19 protein-coding genes and 1 pseudogene are annotated in these 20,795 nt (G+C 61.8%); 9 read left to right on the top strand and 11 right to left on the bottom strand.

What is annotated here, in order from left to right; translation table 11 throughout:
* Window positions 1-94: 94 nt before the first annotated feature.
* Window positions 95-547, top strand: coding sequence for an Lrp/AsnC family transcriptional regulator (locus tag NKJ84_RS06375; RefSeq protein WP_023676441.1), 453 nt, complete (start codon window positions 95-97; stop codon window positions 545-547).
* A 76-nt stretch (window positions 548-623) separates the two neighbouring features.
* Here the strand turns inward: NKJ84_RS06375 and NKJ84_RS06370 are convergent, their stop codons facing one another.
* The gene (locus tag NKJ84_RS06370; RefSeq protein ID WP_352505789.1) at window positions 624-1,823 is read right to left on the bottom strand and encodes a cytochrome-c peroxidase; all 1,200 of its coding nucleotides are present in this window, start codon (window positions 1,821-1,823) and stop codon (window positions 624-626) included.
* Window positions 1,824-1,830: 7 nt separating this feature from the next.
* A complete protein-coding gene (locus NKJ84_RS06365; protein ID WP_352451991.1) occupies window positions 1,831-2,277 on the bottom strand; it encodes a FixH family protein in 447 nt (148 codons plus the stop codon).
* Between the two features lie 157 nt (window positions 2,278-2,434).
* Between NKJ84_RS06365 and NKJ84_RS06360 the strand changes: the two genes are divergently transcribed.
* Entirely contained in the window at window positions 2,435-3,364 is a 930-nt protein-coding gene (locus tag NKJ84_RS06360; RefSeq protein ID WP_352505788.1) for a sugar kinase, read from the top strand.
* Here NKJ84_RS06360 and NKJ84_RS06355 read toward each other — a convergent pair.
* The 3 genes and pseudogenes from NKJ84_RS06355 to NKJ84_RS06345 form a co-directional block, all read right to left on the bottom strand.
* Window positions 3,357-4,357: pseudogene (locus tag NKJ84_RS06355) on the bottom strand (NADP-dependent oxidoreductase). The gene NKJ84_RS06360 and the pseudogene NKJ84_RS06355 overlap by 8 nt on opposite strands.
* 5 nt (window positions 4,358-4,362) lie before the next feature.
* Window positions 4,363-5,310, bottom strand: a complete 948-nt coding sequence (locus NKJ84_RS06350; RefSeq protein ID WP_352505787.1) for an alpha/beta fold hydrolase — start codon at window positions 5,308-5,310, stop codon at window positions 4,363-4,365.
* A gap of 86 nt (window positions 5,311-5,396) precedes the next feature.
* On the bottom strand, window positions 5,397-6,212 hold the full coding sequence (locus NKJ84_RS06345) for an oxidoreductase (protein ID WP_352451958.1): 816 nt from the start codon (window positions 6,210-6,212) through the stop codon (window positions 5,397-5,399).
* A 107-nt stretch (window positions 6,213-6,319) separates the two neighbouring features.
* On the opposite strand from NKJ84_RS06345, the gene NKJ84_RS06340 reads away from it, so the two are divergent.
* Window positions 6,320-6,904 carry a TetR/AcrR family transcriptional regulator gene (locus NKJ84_RS06340; protein WP_352451959.1) on the top strand — a complete coding sequence of 195 codons (585 nt, stop codon included), beginning with the start codon at window positions 6,320-6,322 and terminating at the stop codon, window positions 6,902-6,904.
* 12 nt (window positions 6,905-6,916) lie between these two features.
* Here the strand turns inward: NKJ84_RS06340 and NKJ84_RS06335 are convergent, their stop codons facing one another.
* A complete protein-coding gene (locus NKJ84_RS06335) occupies window positions 6,917-7,966 on the bottom strand; it encodes a LacI family DNA-binding transcriptional regulator (RefSeq protein ID WP_352451960.1) in 1,050 nt (349 codons plus the stop codon).
* Between the two features lie 145 nt (window positions 7,967-8,111).
* Between NKJ84_RS06335 and NKJ84_RS06330 the strand changes: the two genes are divergently transcribed.
* The 5 genes from NKJ84_RS06330 to NKJ84_RS06310 all read left to right on the top strand — a co-directional run bounded on the left by NKJ84_RS06330 (window position 8,112) and on the right by NKJ84_RS06310 (window position 12,920).
* The gene (locus NKJ84_RS06330) at window positions 8,112-9,152 is read left to right on the top strand and encodes an ABC transporter substrate-binding protein (protein WP_023676450.1); all 1,041 of its coding nucleotides are present in this window, start codon (window positions 8,112-8,114) and stop codon (window positions 9,150-9,152) included.
* Between the two features lie 127 nt (window positions 9,153-9,279).
* On the top strand, window positions 9,280-10,317 hold the full coding sequence (locus NKJ84_RS06325; RefSeq protein ID WP_352505786.1) for an ABC transporter ATP-binding protein: 1,038 nt from the start codon (window positions 9,280-9,282) through the stop codon (window positions 10,315-10,317).
* Window positions 10,314-11,201, top strand: coding sequence for an ABC transporter permease (locus NKJ84_RS06320; protein ID WP_352505785.1), 888 nt, complete (start codon window positions 10,314-10,316; stop codon window positions 11,199-11,201). The genes NKJ84_RS06325 and NKJ84_RS06320 overlap by 4 nt, the downstream gene beginning before the upstream one ends.
* A complete protein-coding gene (locus NKJ84_RS06315; RefSeq protein WP_352505784.1) occupies window positions 11,194-11,985 on the top strand; it encodes an ABC transporter permease in 792 nt (263 codons plus the stop codon). The genes NKJ84_RS06320 and NKJ84_RS06315 overlap by 8 nt, the downstream gene beginning before the upstream one ends.
* A gap of 14 nt (window positions 11,986-11,999) precedes the next feature.
* Window positions 12,000-12,920 carry a phosphorylase family protein gene (locus NKJ84_RS06310; RefSeq protein ID WP_352505783.1) on the top strand — a complete coding sequence of 307 codons (921 nt, stop codon included), beginning with the start codon at window positions 12,000-12,002 and terminating at the stop codon, window positions 12,918-12,920.
* Between the two features lie 127 nt (window positions 12,921-13,047).
* Here the strand turns inward: NKJ84_RS06310 and NKJ84_RS06305 are convergent, their stop codons facing one another.
* The 5 genes from NKJ84_RS06305 to NKJ84_RS06285 form a co-directional block, all read right to left on the bottom strand.
* Complete coding sequence (locus NKJ84_RS06305; RefSeq protein ID WP_352505782.1) at window positions 13,048-13,320, bottom strand: colicin immunity domain-containing protein; 273 nt, start codon at window positions 13,318-13,320, stop codon at window positions 13,048-13,050.
* A gap of 130 nt (window positions 13,321-13,450) precedes the next feature.
* Window positions 13,451-13,573 (bottom strand): hypothetical protein, encoded by a 123-nt coding sequence (locus tag NKJ84_RS06300; RefSeq protein WP_352505781.1) that lies wholly within the window; start codon window positions 13,571-13,573, stop codon window positions 13,451-13,453.
* A 226-nt stretch (window positions 13,574-13,799) separates the two neighbouring features.
* Window positions 13,800-14,825, bottom strand: coding sequence for an aldose epimerase family protein (locus NKJ84_RS06295; protein ID WP_352505780.1), 1,026 nt, complete (start codon window positions 14,823-14,825; stop codon window positions 13,800-13,802).
* 80 nt (window positions 14,826-14,905) lie between these two features.
* Window positions 14,906-16,363 carry an NAD-dependent succinate-semialdehyde dehydrogenase gene (locus NKJ84_RS06290; RefSeq protein WP_352505779.1) on the bottom strand — a complete coding sequence of 486 codons (1,458 nt, stop codon included), beginning with the start codon at window positions 16,361-16,363 and terminating at the stop codon, window positions 14,906-14,908.
* 315 nt (window positions 16,364-16,678) lie between these two features.
* A complete protein-coding gene (locus NKJ84_RS06285) occupies window positions 16,679-17,629 on the bottom strand; it encodes an AEC family transporter (protein WP_352505778.1) in 951 nt (316 codons plus the stop codon).
* Between the two features lie 149 nt (window positions 17,630-17,778).
* On the opposite strand from NKJ84_RS06285, the gene NKJ84_RS06280 reads away from it, so the two are divergent.
* Window positions 17,779-20,790, top strand: a complete 3,012-nt coding sequence (locus NKJ84_RS06280; protein ID WP_352505777.1) for a caspase family protein — start codon at window positions 17,779-17,781, stop codon at window positions 20,788-20,790.
* Window positions 20,791-20,795 lie beyond the last annotated feature (5 nt).

Raw genomic sequence — 20,795 nt, 5'->3', positions numbered from 1 at the left:
CAAAGCCCGATCGCAGTCGGTCCAAAGAAATCGACAGCGCAGGTCGATTGATCTATCATGGCGGCTGATGCCCGCCATTTTGACCAGAATTTCAATGACAGAAGACCAATTGGACCGCATTGACAGGAACATCCTGTCGGCGCTGGGCAGCAACGGCCGGCTTTCCATGTCGGAACTCGCGGCAAAAGTCGGCCTGTCGAAGACGCCGGTGCAGGCGCGGGTCAAGCGGCTGGAAAAGGATGGCTTTATCAGGGGCTACCAGGCGATCATCGATCGCGAGCGCATGGGCGAAGGTCATGTCGCCTTCGTGCAGGTGAAACTTTCCGACACCCGCTCGGCCGCGCTCGACGCCTTCAACCGCGCCGTGCAGGCGGTGCCGGAGATCGAGCAGTGCCACATGATGGCGTCGAGCTTCGACTATCTGCTGAAGGTCCGCACCACCGACATCGCCGCCTACCGCCGCGTGCTCGGCGAGCGCATCTCCGCCCTGCCGCACGTTGCCCAGACCTCGACGTTTGTCGCGATGGAGACAGTGAAGGATCGGTAGGAGAGCGCTGTTGCGGTAATGTTGGCGGAGTGAAGGACTTAGAAAGCCGATCGCTACAGAGCGGGCTGAGCCACCCTCACTCCGCCAGTGTCTTCAAAAACGCCACCAGCGCCGCGCGCTCGCGGTCCGAAAGCTGCAGCGGGTGGACCTCTGACACACCCTCGACACTTGCCGGCGCCTTCGAATAATGCGCCACCACCTCGTCCAGCGAGGAAAACTGCCCGGCATGCATGTAGGGCGGACGGGTGGCGGCACCGCGCAGCGACGGCGTCTTGTAGGCGCGGACGAGTTCCGGCCCGGTCTTGACCATGAAGCGCAGTTCGCGGCAGGCGCTGGCATCGCCGTCGCGAAAGGCGCCGAAACAGTTGAACGGATCGGCCTCGACCTGCGCCACCGCGTCGACGCGCCCGCGATCCGGCGGCAGGCCCGCGACCGGCGGCACGCCGGTGTTGTGGAAGCTGCCGTCGGTAAAACGCGGGCCATTGTGGCAGGTCACGCAATTGGCCTTGCCGATGAACAGCTTTAGGCCGAGGATTTCCTCCGGCGAAAAGGCGGCGTCGCCTTTCGGCTCGGCGCCCGCAGCCAGGTCGATGGCAAAGCGGTCGAAGCGTGTCTGCGGCGGCGCGATCGAGCTCTCGAAGGCGGCGATCGCCTTGCCGATGTTGGCAAAGACGCGGTTGACCTCCTCGGCTTGGCTGGCGGGCATGGCGTTCCAGGCCGCCTTCTCGGCATCGGTGCCGAGCGGGCCGGCATTGGCCGGTACGCCCGAAAGGTCCGGCAGCGGCCCGAAGATGCGCTCGTAGCGCTCGCCGAAGCGGGCCTTGATGTAATGCGCGAAGGCGGCGCGGCTGCCGGCCTGCTCCAGCGGATTTTCGAGCGGTGTCAGCGCTTGCGCCCACAGGCTGTCGCGCCGCCCGTCCCAGAAGAACCAGGGATCATGCACGACGCCGGCCAGCGGCATGGTACGACGGTTGGTGCGGCCGACGCCGACCGCTTGCGGCAGGTCGTCCTGGAACTGCCGGTCGATCTTGTGGCAGGTCGAGCACGATACCGTGCCGTCGCCGCTCATCCCGGTGTCGAAAAACAGCGTCGAGCCGAGTGCCGCGGCGGCCGGCACATCGGCGAAGCGATTGGTGGTATCGGGCTTCAGCGGCGGCAGCTTGGATAGCGCCAGCGAGGCGATGGTCTGCTTTTCGGCATCGGAAAACTCCGGTCTGCCGCAGCCGGCAAGTACGGCCACCACCGCCAACGCGAGAAGACTGGGAAACCGGCTCATCAGTGGCTCACAGCACCACATTGAAGACGACAGTGTCCGAACCGGCCGCAGCGGAAATGGCAAAATGCAATTGCCACCACCCGCTCATCGTGAATTTCACGCCGTCGATGCGATAGCGCCCCGCGCCGAGGTAATCGGTCGCCTGCGGGCTGGTCGGCAGACCGTGCTTGTGCTGCGGCATGCCGCCGGAAATCGTTATCGCAGCACCTTCCACCGGCGCACCCTCGACGGTTTTGAGCGTCAGCAGCCAGGATTCCAGTTCGCCCTGCCGGATGACGCCTTTCTCGGGCTCGAAAGTCGCCGCGAACAGCTTGTTCGCCGTCGTCTTGGAACGGCCGACATCCGAGCTTGGTTGCGGCGCATGCGGCGCCGTCAGATAGACGATTGCCAGCACGCCGGCGAGCAAGGCAGCCAGGCCGAGGCCCCCAAGAAGATAACGCCATAACGATGCCAAACCCATTCCTGTTCTGCGGATAACGTTTCGCTGGGCAGATCGCGTCCCACGCCCCTGTGGGAAATCGCGCCCAGTGTAAGAATCCGCCGTCGCCAAGCATGGCGCTGCCGGCTGCAAAAAGCTACAGCACCGCAATTGCAGGACGGAGGAGTGCTTCATGGCAGGAAACGGCATCGCCTCGATCGGCGAGTGCATGCTCGAGCTTTCGGGCCAGGCCGGGCCGAACTGGCGCATGGGCTTTGCCGGCGATACGTTCAACACTTTGTGGGCGCTGCATGCCTTGAGCGGCGAGCGGCCGGCGACCTATGTGTCGGCCTTCGGCGACGACCCGTTCTCACGCGACCAGATCAAGTTCCTGGCCGAGAACGGCATCGGCATCGGCGCCAGCCCGGTGATAGCGGGCGCCCGCCCCGGCCTCTATGCGATCACGCTGACCGGCGCCGAACGTTCTTTCACCTATTGGCGGGCCGATGCGGCCGCAAGGCAGTTGGCTTCGGACCCAGCCGCTTTGCAGAAAAGCCTTGAAAATCAGGCGCTTGTCTATTTTTCCGGAATCACTTTGGCAATCCTCGACGAGGCTCCACGCAAGGTACTGCTGACGGCCGTGGCCACGGCGCGCGCGGCCGGCTCGCTGATTGCCTTCGATCCCAATTACCGGCCGCGGCTGTGGCGCCGGCGCGAGGACGCGCAGGCCGCGATCCTCGAGGCACTCGCCGTCGCCGACATCGCGCTCCCGACCTTTCCCGACGAGCAGATGCTGTTTGGTGATACGACACCGCAGAAAACAGCCGAACGGCTGCGAAAGCTGGCCGGCGAAGTCGTCGTCAAGAACGGTGAGGAACCGGCGCTGATCGCGCAAAACGGAACCTTGCAATCGGTTCCGGCGGTGCATGTCGCCGCGCCGGTCGACACCACCGGCGCCGGCGACTCCTTCAACGGCGCCTACCTCGCAGCCCGCCTTGCCGGCCATGCCCCGGCAGAGGCGGTGCTGCGCGCCCATCGCGTCGCCGCCGCCGTCGTGCAGGTGCGCGGCGCCCTGGCGCCGTTCGAGACGCTCAAGGCTGCGTTCGAGGCAACTGCTATCTGACCTTGATGACGACCTTGCCCTTGGCGCGTCCTGTTTCGACATAGGCCAAGGCGTCATTGGTCGCTTCGAATGGAAAGACCCGATCCACAACCGGGCGGATCGCGCCGGCTTCGATGAGAGCGGTGATTTTGCTCAGCTGATCGCCCTGCGCCCACATGAAAAGGAACGAAAACTGCACACCACGGCGCTTGGCTTTGGCCCGAATTCCGCGACTCAGGAAGCGCAGCACCAGCCTCAGCATCAAGTTCAGTCCCTTTTCCCTGGCAAATTCGGCATCCAGTGGACCGGAGATGGAGATGAGCTTGCCACCCGGTTTCAGCACGCTCAGGGATTCTTCCAGTGTCTTGGCGTCCTGGCTGTTCAAGACGACATCGTAGCCCGACAGAACTTTCTCGAAGTCGTCTTTCCTGTAGTCGACGACGACATCGGGGCCGAGACTTTTGACCAGATCGGCACTCGCCGCGCTCGCGGTTGTCGCAACGGTCGCGCCGAGGTGCTTGGCCAACTGAATAGCAAATGTCCCGACGCCGCCGGAACCAGCCTGAATGAAGACCTTCTGCCCCTTCTTCAGGTTTGCCCGTTCGATTAGCGTCTGCCAGGCGGTGAGACCGACCAGGGGAATCGACGCCGCCTCTTCCATACTGAGATTCTCGGGCTTCAAGGCTACGTCGGCCTCATTCACGGCAATGAATTCGGCGAATGTCCAATCCGGCCGTCGCGCGGCCGCGCATAGACCTCGTCGCCGGCCTTGAACTTGCTGACTTTCGATCCCACGCGGATAACCTTCCCAGCCACGTCGTGGCCCAGGATGAAGGGCCGGCGATAGGGCAGGATGAGCTTGAATTCTCCGGTTTTGACCTTGGAATCGAGCAGGTTCACCCCTGCGGCATGGACCTCGACCAAGACATCGCTGTCCTGGAGCTCCGGCTCCGGCATTTCGGCCAGCCGCAGGGTGCCCTTTTTATTATACTTATCGACAACGAATGCCTTCATGGCAGTTACTTTCTAAGAATGTCTGTTGCTGTTCGGGACGAAACAAGCCGAACGTTTTCAGCTGCATGGCCGCCCTGCGGCAAGGCCTCAGCCTCGAGGAAGGACAGCGCCTTCGGGACAAAATCGGCGTAGTTCTGAAATACCCCGCCATGCCCGGCATCCGGGTAGATGACCAGATGCGCCCCAGGGATACGCCCGGCGAGATCGTAGGTATTGCTGCTCGGCACCATCCTGTCCTGGTCGCCATTCGCAACCAAAGTGGGAATGCGGATGGTGCTCAGGTCTCGTGGCGCCTGGAGTCCGTAGGCCTTGATCGCCTTGAGTTGCGCGCCGAACGCGCTCAGCGATATCGCCTTGTCCCGGTTGTTCCGGCGCTCCTTCAGCCGTTCCAGAAATGCGTTTGCGGCGCGGCGCCCATTCGGCGTTCTTGTGAAGAAGAGATAGTACTTCGGATCCCGAAAAGTCAGCGCGCCCTTGATCATGTCCACGATCGTCAGCGGCGTCACCTTGTCGATGCCTTGCCCACCGGCCGGCCCCGTGCCAGCCAGGATGAGTTTGCGCACAAGCTTGGGCTCGGTCAGCACAATCTCTTGCGCCACGAAGCCGCCGAGTGAAAAGCCGAAGAGATCGACTTCTTCGAACCCCAGCGCCCGGACAAAGGCGATTGCATCCCGCGCCATGCCGGAAATGGTCGACGGAGTTTTGCCACCCGAAGCACCGATGCCGCGATTGTCGAAGGCAATTACCCGCCGGGTCGCAGCGAGGCCATCGACGATGCGCGGATCAAAATTGTCCAGCTGAGCAGCCAGATGGTTGAGCAGGATCACCGGCACGCCCGCCCTGGGCCCGAGTTCCCTGTAAGCAAAGGCTGTGCCGCCGACATCGATCGAGAGCGTTGGCGCGTCCTGGAACAACGCCGGTGAACGCGGCGACCGATTGGATCTATGTGTCATGCTTGGCGCCTCCGTTTCGTAGGGCCTGGCCAAATGTGTCGTAGTTGCTAGTCGCATGTGCGTGAAATCCTCTGGCTCGCCGTTGTTCAGACCGGCAGTCGGAACTGTTTGCGCAGGCTCTTGTCGAAAATCCCCGCGGGGGCAAAGCGGCGCAGCAGGCTGACCTGGCGCGCTGCGTTGCCAGCGGTATAGCGCCGTCGCGGGCGGGCATCGGTCGCTGCCTTGACAACCACATCCGCCACCACTTCCGGCCGATCGGCTTTGGGCATCACATCGCCCAGCAGCGCCTTGAGCCCGGCTCGAGCCCGATCGTATTCCTTCAACAGCGAATCCGGCTCGATGCCGTTCTGGTCGAAGACGGTGCGGACGAATGCCGGCTCGATGACGGAAACGCGGACGTTGAAGGCGCGCACCTCGTGGTCGAGCGATTCCGAATAGCCTTCGAGCGCGTGCTTGACCGCCGAGTAATGAGCTGAGTATGGCGCGGGTACCAGTCCCAGAATGGAGCCGATATTGATGATGCGCCCTTCGCCGCGCCGCCGCATCGACGGCAACACCGCATTGGTCATTCGCATGACGCCGAACAGATTGACGTCGAACAGGGCTTGTACCTGGGCGACCGAGGATTCCTCGGCGCCTCCTAGCAGACCGACACCGGCATTGTTGACCAGGAGGTCGATCCGGCCGGTCTGCGCGAGCACGGTGGCAACGAGCGCATTGACGGCCGCATCATCGGTCACGTCGCATGCCAGCATGGTCACTCCGCCCGGACCATTACTGGTCTTGCGGCGACTTGTCCCGAAGACAGTGAAACCCGCCCGCGCCAAGGCCTCGGCGCTGGCGCGGCCGATGCCGGAGGAGGCTCCGGTCACGATTGCGGTTTTTTCAGAATTCCCATTCATTTTTGATATTCCAGGTTCGAGAGGTCTAGCTTATTTCCACAAATTGAATTATGGTCGTAATATCAGATTATGAGCATAATGCAATAGCAGGACAGGAAAGAAAGACCATGCGCTACGAAAAGGGCCGAAAAGACGCGTCACGCAGCCGGATCATGGAGGTCGCCGCCGAACGTTTTCGATCTGACGGCATCGCGGCGTCCGGGCTGGCAACCATCATGAGCGACGCCGGGCTGACGAACGGCGCCTTCTATCCGCACTTCCAGTCGAAGGCGGAGCTCGTCCGTGAAAGCGTGGCGGCGGCCTTGGACGCGCAGTCGCATGAAGTGCAGGAAGCATTGGCCGCCGGCGGTCCGGAAATGGCCATAGAGACGTATCTATCGGCCGAGCACCGGGACAATCCTGGAAAGGGTTGCGCTTCGGCCGCGTTGTTGCCGGAAATCGCGCGGCAGCCGCCTGAAACGCGAGCCCTCTATGCCGAGCGCGCTCAATCCCTGGTGCGCCAGATAGCTGAAGCTCTGCCGCAGACGAACGATCCCGAGGGCGCTGCGTTGGGCATGTTTGCAACGCTCATCGGCGCGCTTCAACTCGCGCGCGCCGTGGAAGGAACGGAATTGTCGGATCGTATCCTAGCGGCGGGAGCAGCTGCCGCAAAGGCGCTGATCCGGCCGGTTCAAGACGAGGTGGCCTCCTGATGGCAGCCCGGATTATTCGGCCGGCTCGAATCTGCCTTGCACCAAGACTGTCTCCACCGGCCCAAGCGGATTGATGATCCGGCTAACCAGGACTTCGATAAGTTTGCGTCCAACACCCGCCATATCCACGGAATGAACTCCGATCTTTGCCGGCAGGAAGCGTGCCAGCCGCGTGCTGTCACGGGTGACGATGTGGACGTCGCGGCCTGGTGTAAGATCCCGCTTGCCGAGAGCGTGCAACGCTCCCAGAAGGCCCAGTTCGTTGGCGCACGCCAAGCCCGTTGGCGGATCTGATGACGCCAGCAAGCGATCGAACCAGCCTGCGCTCGATTCCATGGTGAACATGCCATGACCGATCAGCGATTGGTCGATCGGAATACCGGCCTCGGCCATTGCCCTTCCATACCCGGCAAGACGCATAGCACTCGTCTGGTCCTCCGGAACGAGAAGTTGCAGCGCAATGCGTCGACAGCCCTTATCCATGAGCCGCCGGGTCGCCTCGTAGGCAATCTGTTCATTATCGACATCGACATAAGGATACGCGATATCCAGGTCGGTTCTTCCAAACGCAACGAACGGCATGCGTTTATCCAGCAGCAGCTTGACGCGCGGATCAGCCGACACCAGGCGCGTGATGATCAGGCCGTCTGCGCTGTGCGCCTGAAGCTGCCGCTGCACACTCTCAACGGGATCGTCGTCGGGAGTGGTGGAATAGATGGACAGACTATAACCGGCTTGCCGCGCCGCCAGCGTCATGCCTTCGATTAAAGGAAGCTTCAACAGATCGGACAGATGGTCTCGTGTTTCCATCGGGAGTACGGCCGTCAGCGTCTGCGTTCGACCGGTTTTGAGCGCGCGACCATGATGATTTGGTAAATAGCCGACCCGCTTAGCCGCCTCCTTGACGCGGGCTATGGTCGAGGGCTGCACTTCCGGTCCATCTTTCAGAGCGCGGGAAACCGTGGTCACCGAGAGCGAAAGTTCCGCGGCGATCTGCTTTAGATTGGCCATTGTTCGCCCGACTTCATTTGCGAAAGCGCCGGCTGATTTGCTGACCGCCATAACGTTACCGAATTCGACATCCCGGTCAATCGAACTCCCGTAGGAAGCAGCTTGACTCCAGTGCATTGAGATGCAATCGTAACGTTACGATTACAAAATAATGGCTCTTTTGAGCGATGTTTGATAAAGTTGGGGAGGAGAACCTATGTCCTGGCTACGCATTTCCTTAACAGCATTCGCAATCTCGGCTGCCCTGCCCGTTCATGCGCAGACGGTCACCATCACGACCGCAGGTGGGGATTATGGTAACGCCATGAAGGAGGCCATGTGGGGCCCGGCTGCAAAAGAGCTTGGCTATGATGTCCGCGAGGAGACCCTAAGCGACGGCCTGGCCGCCTTGAAGATGCAGGTCACCTCGGGTGCGGTCACGACCGACGTCATTCACCTGGGTTCGCCGGAAGGTGCCCAGGCGGCCGCACAATCGCTGCTGGAGCCGCTCGACTACAAGATCATCGATCCGAAATCCGTGCCGGAGGGTGCGAAGTCCGACTACTGCTATCCGTTTGACTCCTATGGCACCGTCATGTCGTGGAACACCAAGACCTATGGCGAGAACCCGCCGAAGACGTGGGCGGAATTCTGGGATGTTGCCAAATTTTCTGGCCGTCGCGCGTTGCGCGCCAATGCGCAAGACTCGATCGAGATCGCGCTTCTCTCCGATGGCGTGGCACCGGCGGACGTCTATTCCGTGCTCAGCACCCCGGAAGGGCTAGAGCGCGCCATCAAGCGGCTTGAAGCGATCAAACCAGATGTCGCCGTGTGGTGGACCTCGGGCGCCCAGTCCGCGCAGTTGCTGAAAGACGGTGAGGCGGATTTGGTCATTACCTGGAACGGACGCGCCCAAACCGTGAAAGCAGATGGCGGCGCGGCTGACTACACGTTCAAGGGTTCGGTCATCGGCACGGACTGTCTTGGGGTGCCGAAGGGAGCGCCGAACAAGGAAGCCGCGATGAAGCTCATCGCAGCGATGACGCAGCCCGCGCGGGTTGCCAAGCTGACCGATTTCATTGCCTACGGCCCAGTCAATCCTGCGGCATATGAGGGTGGCCTTATTCCCGAGGACCGTCTGAAGACCCTAGCGACCGCGCCTGAAAATGCTGGCACTTCGGTGTTTTCCAATTCAGAATGGTGGGTCAAGAATGGCGAGGCTGCCCAAAGAGCCTTCGATGAAATGATGGCTCGCTGACTCTCAGCTCTGACGCATGTCGCGCAAAAATGTGCAGCGCGCGACAACGACATGCATGAAAACAAGAACCTAAAGCGCGTCGCGTGAAGCCGGTCGAACGCGACGCGCTTTAAGGCTGGAGCACATCATGAAGTCGCTCGCGATCACCATCGAAAGCGTGCACAAGGCTTATGGGTCCTACGTCGCACTGGATGATGTTTCGCTCGACATTCAGGCTGGCGAATTCCTCACGCTGCTAGGGCCATCGGGATCGGGCAAGACCACGTTACTCATGGCTCTGGCCGGTTTTGTCCGGCCGGATTCCGGTAAACTTTTCTTGGGCGATCGAGACATCACCCGCCTGCCGCCCAACAAACGAGACATCGGCATAGTATTCCAGAATTACGCCTTGTTTCCCCACATGAATGTCCTGGCGAACGTCGCGTATCCGCTGGTGCTGCGCAAGGTACCGAGAGCGGAGGCGCGTCAGCGGGCGCTTGATACCTTGGCCCGCGTGAAGCTGGATGGTCTGGCGGAGCGCAATATTGCCGCACTATCCGGCGGCCAACGTCAACGGGTGGCATTGGCGCGGGCTATCGTCTTCGAACCGCGCGTGATGTTGATGGACGAGCCGCTGTCGGCGCTCGACAAGAACCTGCGCGAGACCATGCAGTATGAGATCCGGCGTCTGCATGATCATCTACGGATCACCACGATCTATGTAACCCACGACCAGCGCGAAGCGCTGATTACGTCTGACCGGATTGCGGTGATGAATTCTGGCCGCATCCAGCAGATAGATACGCCGCAGCGGATTTATGATCGTCCATCGACCCGCTTCGTCGCGGAGTTCATGGGCGAGGCCAACATTGTGGCCCCGGGCTCAGCGCGCAGAATCGACGGCGCCGAAGCATCACGCGAAACTCTGATGATCCGCGCCGAAAGCTTCCATCTTGATGCGAAGCTCGTCGGGGGAGACGGAGTGGCTCTCGAAGGAATACTGCGCGCCAAAGCGTTCCGCGGCGAGAACTGGCTTTTGACGCTGGCGCTTGACGGCGGGCAAGAGGTTCTTGTCTGCATTCCGGCAGCGCGGGCCGGCGGCTGCGCCGAGCTTGCCGCCGGTCAGCGGATGACCGCATATGCACCGGCAGCGAAGGTTCACGCGATACCGGGAGCGATGGCGTGACCGTCGTCCGGGACCCGGCGCTCGCGGCGGATGCGCGGCGCGAGCGGCGGTTTTTTCTTTCACTTTCGCTCCCGGCGCTGTTCATCGTTGGACTGGCGGCGATACTGCCCATCCTTTGGATCATCCGGCAATCCTTCCTGACCACCGGGGGTGAGTACACCGTCGGCAACTACGAGAAGGTCCTTTCGAGCGGACTGACGTGGTCGGCGCTCGTCACGACCCTCGAACTGTCCTTGGGTACGGTGGCGGCCTGCATTCTCCTCGGCACTCCTCTGGCGCTGGCTCTGGCCAGCGTCAGACCAAGGCTGGCCAACGTGCTCATGGCGTTCGTCATGCTGCCGCTGTGGACCTCTATTCTGGTGCGTACCTATGGTTGGCTCGTGCTCTTGCGTCGCGACGGCCTGATCAACGCGGCTTTGACCGGTTCAGGCCTGACGGCGGAGCCATTGCCGCTGGTCTACAACTTCACGGGAACGCTCATCGGCATGGTGCACTACATGCTGCCACTTTTTCTGCTGCCTGTTTATGCTGCGATGCGCGATATCGACCCAAATCTCATTCGCGCGGCTGCGAGCATGGGAGCCACTCTCAGGCAGGTCATCCGCACAGTCATTATGCCGCTTTCGGCGGGCGGCATCTTCTCGGGTTCGATCATCGTCCTCATCTACGCCATAGGTTTTTTCATCACGCCGGCGGTGCTTGGCGGCGGCAAGGTAAATCCGCTCTCTACCCGGATCGAGCGTACACTATCGACCTTTCAGGACTGGGGGTCGGCAAGCGTCCTGGGCATTCTGCTCCTCGTTCTTATGTCGCTGATCGGTGTGATGTTGCTGGCGGCACGCCGTATGGTGGCCCAGAACACCGTGGAAGCCTCCCATGCTTGAAGCCTATCCGCAAAACAGGCTCGCCCGCATTTTGCTCTGGAGCTTTGCCGCTCTTGTCATGGCATTTCTGATGCTGCCGACGCTCGTGGTGGTGCCGCTTTCCTTTTCGGCGTCGAATCTCCTCGAGTTTCCGCCGCACGCCTACTCGTTGCGCTGGTACGAGAACTTCTTCGGCTCGGCAACGTGGATGGCCGCGCTCAGAACGAGTTTGATCCTTGGGACGTTGACGGCGTTGATCGCGGTACCCTTCGCGCTGCTCGCCTGCATTTCAATGAATCGGCTGGGCGGAAAGACCGCTACGGCCATCCAGAGCGTCCTGCTGACCCCCTCGATCACCCCAGGTATCCTGCTTGCGATCGGTCTCTTCTTTGTGTTGGCCGCACAACATCTGATCGGAACGCTATTCGGTGTGCTGGTCGGACATGTGGTGCTGGCCGTTCCGGTCGCCTGCATTGTGTTGCTACCCGCTCTCGCCCGCTTTGACTGGAACCAGGTTCAGGCGGCGCGCAGCCTCGGTGCAAACTGGGCCAGGTCCATTGGCGGAATCATCGTTCCGCAACTTCGGATCAGCTTGCTGTCAGCGACATTGATGGCGTTCCTGACTTCGCTCGACGAGTCGGTGATTTCGATCTTCATCGCAAGTGGTCGCAATAGCACGATGCCGAAGCTTATGTTCCTGTCGCTGCGCGATCAGATCGATCCGACCATTGCGGCGATCTCGACATTGTGGACCGTCATCGTCGTGGCCGTGGTCCTGATTGTGACCCTTCGCCAAAAATCCTGACCGAGACTGGAAACATGCCCACCAATTACCATGCAGCCGACGATCTGACGGATCATTCGACGGACATCCCTCAGGTAGGGTTGGCCATCATCACCGGGTCGGCAAACTGGGGGCTTGCCTTCCCGGAAGATGTCGAATTCGATGGTGTGCGTACCTTGCGGCGCGACATGAGTTTTGAAACGCCTTTCGGTCGTACCGACAACTGGAAGCTGCTCGAGTTCGACGCGTCGATTACTGCCGACGGGAGAGCAAAGCGCGCTCTGTGCATGTATTCGCACGGCAATCCCCGCGACCATATTGACCATTCCTGTCATCGCCGCGCGTTCTGGGTATTGATGCGGGCGGGTGTACGGCAAGTTCTCGCCTGCTCGACGGTTGGCGCCGTCAACAAGGCGATCCAGCCGGGCGACATGGTGGTGACCGCCGACATCATCGAACTGACGCAGACCCCGTTTTCACTGTTGCCTGACCGCCAGAGCTTTGACTGTTCGGGCAAGCAAATCGTGTGTCCAAGATGTGCGGCGGTTCTGGTCGAAACGGCCCGCCGTCATTGGCCAGCCGAATGCCGCGTTTATGGCATCGAACAGCAGTTGGTGGCTGCCCACTGTTATGGGCCCCGGCTGACAACGCCAGCCGAAGCCTTGGCGTATCGGGGCATGGGGGCGGATGTACTCAACCATTCCATCGCCCCTGAGGCGACCTTGTCGCGCGAGATCGGCGCGTGTTTCGTGCCTTGCGCGTTCGTGACGGCGGGCTTCAACGACTATATGGATCGCAATCGCCAGAAATTGCTGCAGGAGGACGTGCTGCCCAATCTCTCAATGACAGCCTCGCGGGTCGCGCTGGAGACCGCCGCGCGACTTCCTGCTGATCCGGCATGCTCCTGTCAGGGCTTGAAGTCGCCTCAGCCGAAAGAACGCTCCAGCCGGTTCTGAGATACCCGCCAGATGGCTGAAGCTCTGCCGCAGACTAGGGATCTCGAGAGTTGTGTGCGTCAAGCTCTGCAAAAATGGCGTTGCATTCAGCGATGACGTTGGCGTGTCCGCCGGGCAGCCGGTAAGCCTATGGGAGCCGGTCTAGGGCCTCCGCAACTTTTACTCTCAGTTGCGCTTCGTCAAGATAGAATCTAGGATTCTCTCTAATCAAGCTGATATCGGAAGTATATGAGTCAATGCCAGCAAAGATCTCATCTATCACCTTAAACTCCTGCTCTGGGATGGCTCGCGTCTCATTCTTAAATTTCTTTAAGTAAATTTCTACCAACTTAGGAGCATCTATTTCCCCTGCGAGAAAAGTTTCAACCAACGCACGGTATTCGCCAGATACGCTGCTCATTGTTCGCCTCCCAGTTTTCCGGTCGTCAAGACATATTCTAACTGCTTGGGACTGAGCTTCCATCAAGACAGGAGATTTCCTGAACTATCGCGAATGACATTCAAGCCGGTTTGCGGGTCGACGAAGTGCGTTACTGATTGCTCTTGGTAAGTTCCTGGATGGCCTGCGTCATCTCGGCCTCCAAAGCCTCCTGCACCACAATCTGCAAGACCTTGCGAAAGCCGTCCTCATCCGACGACAGCAACGCTTTCAACTCGCCCTCTGCTCAGCCTATTTCTCGACTGGTCATGGCACTCCCCTTCCACGGGAATCGGTGGTCGAAACGTCACCAGCGTGCCATGGCAGCCCGTTGCCTCAGGCCAAGAGCTGTTCTCTCTCCAGAGCTTTTGCAGAACCTTCAGGACACTATCATCCCGAGGCGCTACGTTGGGCATGTTCGCGACGCTCGAGTCGTACGCTTCGGCAGCGGCAGTCCAACCCTAAGGCAGCCTGAACCGGTATTCCGTCACGTGATGGTAGATCTGCCCGGGCCACAGTGTGGCTTGCGGGAAATACGGCCGGTTCGGCGCATCCGGCCAGATTTGCGGCTCCAGGCAGAAGCCCGAAAAGGCCTTGTATTCACGCCCACCCAATCCAGGCGAAGACGGCGCCAGATACTGGCCGGTATAGAGCTGGACACCCGGCTCCGTGGTCCAGAGCTCCATCTCGACGCCGGAATTCGCGCCCTGCGCCCATGATGCCTGTTTCAGCGGCCCGCGCGTCGAGGCGAGGCAGAAATTCTGGTCATAGGGGAGCTGTTCGCCCTCGGTCTCCATGCGCAGCGGCCGCGCCTGGCGAAAGTCGAAAGGCGTGCCGTCGACCGGCTTGACCGTGCCTGTCGGGATCAGATCGGCGTCGACAGGAAGATAAGCGCCGGCATTCAGCATCAGCCGGTGGTCGAGAATGTCGCCGGCGCCGCCGTCATCCAGGTTGAAATAGGAATGCTGGGTGAGGTTGCAGAGCGTCGGCTCCTCGCAGGTGGCGGTCAGTTCGACGCTGAGCGTGCCGGGGATCTTCAGCCGGTAGGTGCAGGTCACGTCGAGCGCGCCGGGAAAGCCCATCGTGCCGTCGGGGTCGTGCAGGGTCAGCGTGACAAAATCCCTGCCATGCAGCGAAACCGCCCAGGCCCGGCGCGAAAAACCTTGCGAACCGCCATGCAGCGTGTGCTTTTCGAGGAAATTGCGCTCGGTCTGATAGCGTTTGCCGGCAAGCGTGAAGCGGCCGTCGCGGATACGGTTGGCATAGCGCCCGACGACGGTGCCGAAGAAGGCGGTGTCAGTCTCATAGTGCTCGAAACGATCATAGCCGAGCACCAGCGGCGCGTCGTGCCCGGCCAGACGCAGATCCTGGATGATCGCACCCAGCCCGATGATGTTGGCGGTGAGGCCGCCACCACGGATGGTGAAGCGGCGGACGGCCTCGCCCGCCTGCGTCGTGCCGAAAACCTCGCCGTCCTTCATTGCCATGCTCGCAAGTTCGCTGCTCGATGCCAGCCTGGCCTTTCGAAGCGGCCCAGGGTCGTTTTCGGTATTACCGCATCAGGCTTCTAGAGACCAAGTCCACCGATGCAGACATATTTGGTGTCGAGATAATCCTCGATGCCCTGATGGCCGCCTTCCTTGCCGAGGCCCGATTCCTTGACGCCGCCGAACGGCGCTTCAGGGGTGGTGATGAGCCCTTCATTGACGCCGACCATGCCGTATTTCAGCCCTTCCATGACCCGGAAGGCGCGGCCGAGATCGCCGGTGTAGAAGTAGCAGGCCAGGCCGAACTCGGTGTCGTTGGCGAGTGCTACGGCCTCTTCCTCGGTCTCGAACTTGAATACCGGTGCTACCGGGCCGAAGATTTCTTCCTTCATGAAGCGCATCTTCGGCGTCGCATTGGCGATCACTGTCGGCTGGAAGAACGAGCCGCCGAGCGCGTGGCGCTTGCCGCCGGCGACGACCTTGCCGCCTTTGGCAGTAGCGTCGGCAATCAGCTCCTCGACCTTCTCCACCGCCTTCTCATCGATTAGCGGTCCCTGCTGGACACCCTCCTCGAGGCCGGAACCGACCTTCAGCCCGTTGCTCGCAGCAGCCAGCTTTTCGACGAACTGGTCATAGATGCCGGCCTGCGCCAGGAAGCGGTTGGTGCAGACGCAGGTCTGGCCGGAATTGCGGTACTTGGCGGTGATGGCGCCGGCGACGGCCCGCTCGATGTCGGCGTCGTCGAAGACGATGAACGGCGCATTGCCGCCGAGCTCCATCGACACTTTCTTGACGGTCACCGACGACTTCTGGATCAGGATCTTGCCGACCTCCGTCGAGCCGGTGAAGGTGATCTTCTTGACCAGCGGGTTGGCACAGATCTCGTCGCCGATCTCACCGGCGGCGCCGGTCAGGATATTGATTACGCCTTTGGGGAAGCCGACTTCCTCGGCAAGCGCGCCCCAGGCAAGGCCGGAATAAGGCGTCTGCGACGCGGGCTTGACCACGGCGGTACAGCCGGCGGCAAGCGCCGGGCCAAGCTTGCGGGCCAACATCGAGGATGGGAAATTCCACGGCGTAATGGCGGCGATGACGCCGACCGGCTCCTTGGTCACCAGGATACGGCGGTCCGCCCAGGGCGACGGAACGACGTCGCCATAGGTGCGGCGGCCCTCTTCGGCGAACCACAATATGTAGGACGCGGCCGAGCCGATCTCGCCCTTCGATTCGAACAGCGACTTGCCCTGCTCGATGGTCAGCAGTTCGGCCAGCACGTCCTGATTGTCCATCATCGCGTCGTGCAGCTTGCGCAACAGCTTCGAGCGTTCGAGCGCGGTGGTCTTGCGCCATGTCTGGAAAGCAGCGTCGGCGGCTTCGATGGCGCGGCGGGTCTCGGCCTTGCCCGACTTCGGCACTGTGCCGATCTTGAGGCCGGTGGCAGGATTGTTGACGTCGATCGTCTGGCCTGAATCGGCCTGCACCCATTCGCCATTGATGAGATTGGCCTGCCGCATGAAATGGCTGGTTTTCTGAAGCATGATCTCGCCTCCGTTCGGCACCTGGCGGGCCGGTCGCTGATTTCGTGAATGGACGTGCGCGATAGCATCGCTAGAGCCACTGCTCTTAGCCCAGGGCAAGCCCCGCAAGCAATCACAAGATGGCATATAGGGTTTGGGCCAGCCAAAGCGAGAGCGATGCAGCCAAGGCTCCAGGGTATGTTGAGATTCAGGTCAGGCCGAGTCGAGAAGGGTGGGTTCCGAGAACCGGAACGGAGCGGACATTCGGGTCCGTGAGTACCGGAAGCGCAGGAAACCGCCATTCGCAGGCCGGCATCACCTGAATATCGACATACCCTACCCAAAAACATGGACGACCACCGTCAGCCAAAACGCAGTGGTCACGACAGCACAGGCGGTGGCGATGGTCATCTGGTTCGACGCCAGCGCCTGGCCGGTGTTGAACTGCACCGCGATGAGATAGGAATTGATGCCGGACGGCAACGCCGCAACCATCACCGCCACCTTGGCCGTCAATGGCGGCAGGCCGATCAGCCACACCAGGCCGAGAACCAGCGCCGGCATCAGGAACAGTTTCAGCGCCGACAGCGCCAGCGCCGGCCTTACATTGCCGGAGATGCCAAAGCGGCGCAGGCTGAGCCCCATGGCAAACAGCGCAACCGGGGCGGCCGTGCCGGCCAGCGCGTCGCTCAGCCGCGTCGCAAGCACCGGCAGCGGCGCACCGGTGAAGCGCCACGCCAGCCCGGCCAGTATGCCGATGATCAGCGGATTGATGATTACCCTCCTGAGAAAGCTCCTGACGACACGGACCGGATGCACAGGCTCGCTGCCGCCGCGGCCGAACATCTCGAACAGGATTATCGAGGCCATCATCATCACCGGCAGGTGAATGGAGACGAGCAGTGACAGCACTTCGAACCCGGCCGGCCCGAACACGCCGATGATGAAGGGCGCGCCGAGCAGGACGACGTTGGAGAAGGACGACGATACGCCGCCGACGACGCCGGCGCGGGCGTCCCGCCCGAAGATGCGCGTAACAACCAGATGGCCGGTGGCCCAGGTGAGCGCGACCGCCGCGAAATAAGCGCCCCACAGCGACCACGGCGCCACGCCGTGGAAATCGGCCTTTACCATGGTCTGGAACAGCAAAAGCGGCATTGCCACGTTGATGGCGAATTCGGATACGCCCTCGCCGCTCGCCGGCTTCAAATAGCCGGTCAACCCGGCAAGATAGCCGAGCCCGACGAGACTGAAGACGAAGAGGACGGTTTCGGTAAGCGGAGACATTTTTCCCGTGATAGGCGAGCCCTGAGCGCGGCGCAATCGCCCTTCCCTCGCGAATGTACCGGCCAACAATCCGGCCGCTCGGATCTTGCCCGAATTTGCTCATGGTTGGATGCCAGCGCTATACAGGGTTGTCGGGGGACACGCGGCGAATGGGCCTTGTCGGAAATCAGCACTTCTTCAAGCAGGCGTGGCTGACGGCTTTCGTCGGCGCCATGCTTTGCCTCGTGGTGACCTCGGCTCATGCCGCGGAGCCGGCGAGCCTCAAGGGTGTGGCGCTGATCGTCGGCCAGTCGAAATACCAGCACATAGCGGCTCTTCCCAACCCCGCCAACGACGCCCGCGACATCGCCAAGATGCTGACCGACCTCGGCTTCGACGCGCGCAGTGTAACCGACCGCGACACGGCAAAGCTGAAGCGCGACCTCGAGCGTTTCGCCGAGGATGCAGAGGACGCCGACGTCGCCTTGATCTACTATTCCGGCCACGGCATCGAGGCCGGCGGCGAAAACTATCTGGTGCCGGTCGACGCCGACGTTTCTTCATTGAAGGACGCCGATCAGGCCCTGGTGCCGATCTCCGCCGTCATGGACGAATTGAAGACGACCGTGCCGGTAACGATCATGTTGCTCGATGCCTGCCGCACCAACCCGTTTCCGGCGGATGCGGTGCTGCGCCGGGCGCCGACGGCCTCGGCCTCCCCGATCAGCGCCGGCGGATTGGAGCCGGTGCGCGGTGCCAGGGCACTGGCAAACGCGACCGCGACGGAAAATCTGGGAACGGTGATCGGCTTTGCCGCCGAGCCGGGGCGGCCGGCACTCGACGGCATCGTCGGCGAAAACAGCCCCTACGCAGCGGCACTTCTGCGCCACCTAGCGGCAATGAAGGGCACCGAGTTCGGCTCGGTCATGCGCATGGTGACCGAGGAGGTCTATCTCGACACCAAGGCAAGGCAGCGGCCATGGGTCAATGAAAGCCTGCGCCGGCTGCTCTATTTCGGCGTTGCACCGCAGGAGCCGACCGGCGACGACGACCTGATCACCGGCGAGCGGCGGCAATTGCTGCTGACGATCGCCGAGTTGCCGAACCCCAAGCGGGCACAGGTCGAACTGGCCTCGCTGCAGGACGGCGTGCCGCTCGACGCGCTTTATGGCGTGCTGAAGGCGCTCGGCACCGAAAAGATGCCGGAGGACCCCACCGACCTGCAAAAGCTGCTTGATGCGCAGGCCGAGCGCCTGAAGAAGATGATCTCCGAGCGCAACGCGCTGCGCACCGACGACCCCGAGATCAGCCGCCTCGTCGCCTCGGCCGACAAAGCGATCGGCCAGGGCGCCATCGTCACCGCGCGCAACTTCCTCGACCAGGCGGTGGGCCGGGTCGAGCAGGCCAGCGGCGTGGTCGATCGGGCAGAGGATCTGGTCAGGCAGAAGCGTCTTGCCGACGCGGCGATCTATGCCAGGCGCGCCGACGCTTCGGCGCTGGTCTTCGACTATCTGTCGGCCGCCAACGACTACGGCGAGGCCTTCTCGCTGGTCGAGAGATGGGACGACAGGCTGCGCTGGAACTACAAGAACCAGGAGGCGGAAGCGCTCAACGCGCATGGCAACGCCACCGGCGACAGGCAAGCGCTGCAGCACGCTATCGACGCCTACCGCGTCATCCTGAACTTCATCCCCAATGGCGAGCAGAACCGCGACTGGGCGATCACCCGCAACAACATGGCGGTGGTGCTGCAGACGATCGGCGAGCGCGAGCGCGAAACCGACCGGCTGGAAGAGGCAGCGAAAATCTTTCGCGATTCGCTTGCCGTGTTCGAGCGCGAGAAGGACGACATCAACTGGGCCGCGGCCCAGAACAACCTGGCCAATGTGCTGTTGAAGATCGGCGAACGCGAGAGCGACCCGAAACGCCTGAATGAGGCGGTGGTGGCGATGCGCGCCACGCTGGAGAAGCGGCCCCGCGACAAAGTCCCGCTGGACTGGGCCGCCTCGCAAAGCAACCTTGGCCTTGCGCTTTACGCGCTTTCGGAGCGCGAACCGGACGGCGAGCGCCTGACCGAGGCCGAGGCCGCCTACCGGCTGGCGCTTGAAGAATACACGCGCGAAAAGGCGCCCGTTCAGTGGGCGATGGTCCAGAACAATCTCGGCAACACGCTGGTGTCTCTCGGCACGCAACGCAACGACAAGGCAAAAATCGACGAGGCAGCCGCGGCATTCCGCGCCGCGCTCGAAATCCGCACACGCGACACCTTCCCGCTCTCCTGGGCGAGCAGCCGTCTCAATCTGGGTAACGCGCTGAGCAGTGCTGCCCGTTTCGATCTCGGCACCGGCCTGCTCGAAGAGGCGGCTGCCGCCTATGGCGACGCGCTGACCATATTCACACGCCAACGTTTTCCGACGGATTGGGCTTCGGCGGAGAACAATCTCGGCTCGATCTACCAGACGCTCGGCCAGCGCACGCGCGATCCTGCCAGGCTTGAGCAATCGGCGGCCGCATACCGGGCGGCACGGCGCGTCTACACCAAGAAGGAGTTTCCGCTCGACTGGGCGATGACCCACTACAATCTCGGCAACACGCTGCAACTGCTCGGCGGCGTGACCGACAAGCCGGTGCATTACGAGGAGGCGATCGAGGCCTATCGCGATGCACTTCGCGAATACAAGCGCGAGACGACGCCGCGGCAATGGGCACTGGCGCAGGCCGGTCTAGGCTCGGCGCTGCAATGGCTGAGCATGAGCGAGGCCGATCCCCGCAAACTGGCCGCTTCGATCGCCGCGCGCCGGGCAGCGCTGGAGGTGCTGACCTTCGAGACCTCGCCCGTCGACTGGGCGAACGCGCAGAACGGCATCGGCATGAGCCTGATCAATCTAGGCAATCTCGAACGCACCGGCAAATATCTGGACGAAGCCGAAGCCGCCTTCGAGGCAACGCTCAAGGTCTTCACCCGCGAAAGCCAGCCGATGCAATGGGCCTTCGAGCAGAACAATCTCGGCGACGTCCACTGGAACCGCGGCAGCTATGGCGGTGGCAATGCCGAATACCAAAAGGCGATCGAATTCTTCGAGAACGCCAAGCAGGGCTTTACCGATGCTGGCTATACACTCCCCATCCCGCTGACCGACCGCAAGATCGATCTGGTGAAGAAGCAGATAGCGAAGAAATAGGCGTC

This window comes from Mesorhizobium sp. M0048, from assembly GCF_040323405.1.
GTDB lineage: Bacteria > Pseudomonadota > Alphaproteobacteria > Rhizobiales > Rhizobiaceae > Mesorhizobium.
This window is presented reverse-complemented; position numbering and strand designations above follow the sequence as displayed.